The following is a 4,376-nucleotide window of genomic DNA, read 5'->3' on the forward strand; positions in this document are numbered from 1 at the left end:
ATGGACACTGTTCGCAACATGGAAGCTGCTCACCGTAGAGACAGTGATCGCCATGGGGACGGTGACCACTGTGGGGACAGCACTCGTCGGGTAGACGGTGCTCATCGGGTGGACGGTGGCCGTCAAGTGAGCACGGTCGCTCGGTAGTCCGCGTGGCCGTGGACGAGTTCGCCATGGGTGCCCTCGGCGGTCACCGTGCCCCCGTCGATGACCACCACCCGGTCGGTCACCGCGAGCAGGGCCGGGCTCGTCGTGATCAGAATGGTGGTCCGGCCGCGGCGGATGTCGCGTATACCGGCCGCGATCCGTGCCTCGGTGACCGCGTCCACCGCCGTGGTGGGGTTGTGCACGGCCAGCACGGGGGAGTCGACGGCGAGCGCGCGGGCAAGCGCGATACGTTGCCGCTGCCCACCCGACAGTGACCGTCCACGTTCGGCGAGTATTTCGTCGACACCGTCCGGGAGGGTGCTCGCGACCTCGTCGGCACCCGCCGCCGCCAGCGCCCGTCCAACCACACCCCCGGTACGGGCCTCCGCCGCGCCACCAGCGTCGACGCCGACCGGGCTCCTGGCGCCGCCGCCGACGACCGTGGCCGGGCCGCTTCCGGGGCCATGCCCGGTAAGGCCATGCCCAACAGGTTGCCCGACAGGTTGCCCGACAGGCTGACGCACGGCGGGCCCATCTTCAGCCGGCTCACCGTCGGGCGTGGGCGCCGCGACGTTCTCGATCAGGGTTCCCTCGAACAGTTCCGCGTCGTGCGCGGCCACCAGGACCGCGGCCCGGACCGCCGCCGGGTACACCTCGGACAGCGGCACCCCGTCGAGCTCGACCGAGCCGCCGTCCGGGTCCGCTTCGCGTCCCAGGCAGCGCAGGACGGCGGTGGCCGCCGCCGGATCGGCCGGCGACGACTCCCAGCAGCTCGCTGGGGGCGGCGGTGAACGTCAGGCCCCGCAGCGGCCCGTAGGTCACGTCCTGGAAGCGGACCTGGCCCCGCACCGGCTCGGGAAGACTCCTCGTCCCGGCCCCGACCGCCGGGGACGCCGCCAGCACCGAGGCGACCCGGCCGGCGGACGCCCGCCCCTGGGCGAACTCCGCGTTCACCCAGGCGAAGATCGATAGCGGCCCGAGCAGGAACTGGGCGAGCCCGACCGCGGCGATCAGATCACCGACCGAGATGTCGCCCTCGGCCGCGAGCCGGCCCGCGACCAGCGCGACCACCGCGATGAAGATCCCGGTCAGCGCGAGGACGCCGCCGTCGTGCCAGGCCTTCGCGCTGGCCGCCCGCAGGGTCGCGGTCAGGGAGTCCTGGCTGGTGCGCCGGTAGCGGGCGATGGCGGCCGGCTCGGCGCCGATGCCCTTGAGCACCCGCAGCCCGGCGACGAGGTCGGCGGCGACACCCGAGGCGTGCGCGGCGCGTTCCTGCTCGGTGTCGCTGCGGCGTTCCAGGGGCCGGCCGAGCAGGTGCGTCCCCCACAGCAGGAAGGGTGCGCCGAACAGCACCAGCAGGCCGAGCGGGACGGAGACCGTGAGCAGCGCGACCGCGCCGACCAGCAGGCCGGTGACGGCCGCGATCGACGCGGGCAGCGCCGCGTTCACGATGCCGACCCGCTGGGCGTCTCCCGTGGCGATGCTCACCAGCGCCCCGGACAGGCGACCGGTTTCCGCGCCCGCCCGCGGGTCCAGGACACGGCGGGTGAGCTGGATGCGCAGGTTGTGCGCGGAGCGTTCGGCGGCGCGTTCCCCGAATCGCGCGCCGAAGCGGTAGCAGAACGAAAGGCCGGCGAACGTGACCGCGAGGACGGCGAGCCAGCGAAGGAGATCGCCGGTGGCCCCGGTCGACACGGCCCGGTCGATGATGATCCCGATCAGGACCGGGACCAGGGCCTCACCGACCTGATGCCCCGCGACCATCACCGCGCCCACGGCGATCTGGCGTCGCTGGCCGATGACCGAGCTGGTGAGGACGTCCCGCCCTGACGGCCCGCCAGTACGCACCCTTCTGTCCTCCGGTCCGTTGCTTGTCGTCGTCCCACGGCTACAACCGATCATCTATCGGCCGTGATCGGACGGCTCGCCTGATTCGTAAGCCACCTGGCTTACTCCCATTTGGGGTAATGCCGAAGGCATCCGAGGTACTGATCCGTCGATGTGTTCGCCACTGGCCGCCGCGGGACGCGGCCGGCACAGCCGGTGCCTGGTCGACGGGTCGATGCGGTCGTGCCGGATGGTCAGCCCAGCGCCAGCGCCAGCGCCAGCGCCGGGGCGTCCGCGGCCACCTCGCCCGCAGCCACCTCGCCCGCAGCCACCTCGCCCGCGGCCGCCGTGCCGTCGGCATGGCCGAGGGCGGAGCGCAGGAGCTCCCCGGCCCGGACGGCGATGTTCGACAGCAGCGTCGAGGAGATGCCGTGCGCGTACTCGGTGGCACCTGGGATGTAGATGCCGGCCGTGCTCCCCGCCGCGGTAACCACACGGTAGTCACGTCGAACCTCCAGACGGCCGGCGTCGTCGACGTTGCACACCGCCGCCATGCCGCCGAGCAGCCGCCACGGGTCGCGGGAGCGGTAGCCGGTGGCCAGCACCACCACGTCCGCGTCGAGGGTCTGCCGCTGGCCGGTCGGAAGGAACTCGACGGTCGCCCGGACACCGTCCGGAACGTCCTCCAGGCCGGTGAGCCGGGACGCCCGCACCATGCGCAGCCGTTCGACGCCACGCACCTTCTCCTGGTAGACGCGGCGGTACAGCTCGTCGATGAGGTCGGTGTCGACCACCGAGCAGTTGGTCCCCCGGTGGTAGTCGAGCAGCATCGCCCGGACCTTGTCGGGGGCGTGGAAGAAGTCGTCGACCGCGGTCGGGTCGAAGATCTGGTTGGCGAACGAGCTGTCGTCGGCCGGGCTGAAACCGTAGCGGGCGAAGACGGTGTGCACCTCGGCCCGCGGGAAGTTGGAGTGGAGGTATTCGGTCACCTCGGCCGCGCTCTGACCAGCACCGACGACGAGGAATCGCCCCCGCGGTGTCGACGGCATCGCGCCGACACGGTCGAGCAGGTCGTGGTTGTGCCAGACCCGCTCGGTGAGCCCGATTCCGTCGGGTGTGCGAGGTTCCAGGCCGGCCGCGATGACGACGTTGCGGGCGCGGCGCACCTCCGTGCGCTCGGGGCCGCCGCCGCGCCGGCTCACCACGTCGATGAAGGCGATCTCACCGCCGAGGGTGACCGGCCGCAGGTCGACGACCTCCGAGCCGTACTCCACGAGATGATCGAGGCGGCCCGCAGCCCACTCCAGGTAGTCGTGGAACTCGTGGCGCAACGGGAACATCGTCTTGTGGTTGATGAAGTCCACCAGCCGGTCCTGGCCGTGCAGGTACGACACGAAGCTGAAATCGCTCGCCTGGTTGCGCAGGGTGACAAGGTCCTTCAGGTACGACATCTGCATGGTGGCGCCGTCGAGCAGCATTCCCCGATGCCAGCCGAAGCGTTCCTGGCGTTCCAGGAAGGTGACCCGCAGTGCCGCCGAGGGCGCTACCTGGGCGTTGTGTTCCTCGACGGCGATCGCCAGGGCGAGGTTCGAAGGCCCGAACCCGATCCCGATCATGTCGTGGACACCGAGTTCCGTCAGTTCTCCGGCCCGCTCGTGCAGACGTCCTACCACGGCTGCCCTTCCAGTCATGTGAGACCGCGTCGGCGCTGACCAGAGGTACCTCGTCCGAGGACGCTCAGGCGGAGCACCATGTCATGACTGTTAGTTAAGTTAGACTTACCTATACTCGGAATAATCGGGTGACGTCAAGGTTGTGCGTCCCTTCGCAGCCCGTTGTGCGCGGCCGGTTGCGCGCACCTTCGCCGCCTGTCGATGCGATTGTCTTCGCTGACTTTGGTTAACCTAACTTATGGCGAATCAAGTACCGATGTCCGGCGGATCGCGACAACGCTGGTCACGTCCGGAGCCGTGATGTACGGAGAGTGCTCATAGTGCGCGCCCGTGTGACACGGGCGCGGACGGGCGCGGCCGGGCGAGGCGGACGCTCTCAAGGTCCGCGCTCGTGTGACACCGACCCACGCACCCACACATCCGCCCGGCACCGCGAACCGCCTGAACCGGAGGCGACCGCACACCCGCACACCCGCACATTCGTGCACCCGGCCCACGGCTCGGGCGGCACAACGCCGACAATCATGATCTGTCCAGGCGCATCCCCGTCTGGCCTGGGAGGCGGCCCCGCGCGCCACATGCTCACGCCGGCGCGGGCCCCGACCCGTACGCAGGCCCCGATCCGTGATCGTGATGCCACGATCGACCAGCTACCGACCTGCCGGGGCCCGCGTGTCGTACTCTTGGTTGGGTCGTCTCCGGGGGCGTAGCTCAATTGGCAGAGCACTG

General features: G+C 70.6%; 2 protein-coding genes and 1 pseudogene. All 3 read right to left on the minus strand.

Annotation, left to right across the window (positions count from 1 at the left end):
• Positions 1-122: 122 nt before the first annotated feature.
• Complete coding sequence (locus AC5LSR_RS11085) at positions 123-872, minus strand: ATP-binding cassette domain-containing protein (protein ID WP_493468415.1); 750 nt, start codon at positions 870-872, stop codon at positions 123-125.
• A gap of 304 nt (positions 873-1,176) precedes the next feature.
• Positions 1,177-2,049, minus strand: a pseudogene (locus AC5LSR_RS11090) (ABC transporter transmembrane domain-containing protein); the annotation flags it as partial.
• Positions 2,050-2,228: 179 nt separating this feature from the next.
• Positions 2,229-3,647 carry a lysine N(6)-hydroxylase/L-ornithine N(5)-oxygenase family protein gene (locus AC5LSR_RS11095; RefSeq protein WP_493468414.1) on the minus strand — a complete coding sequence of 473 codons (1,419 nt, stop codon included), beginning with the start codon at positions 3,645-3,647 and terminating at the stop codon, positions 2,229-2,231.
• Between the last annotated feature and the right edge of the window lie 729 nt (positions 3,648-4,376).

This window comes from Protofrankia sp. CiP1_Cm_nod4 (assembly GCF_982290645.1).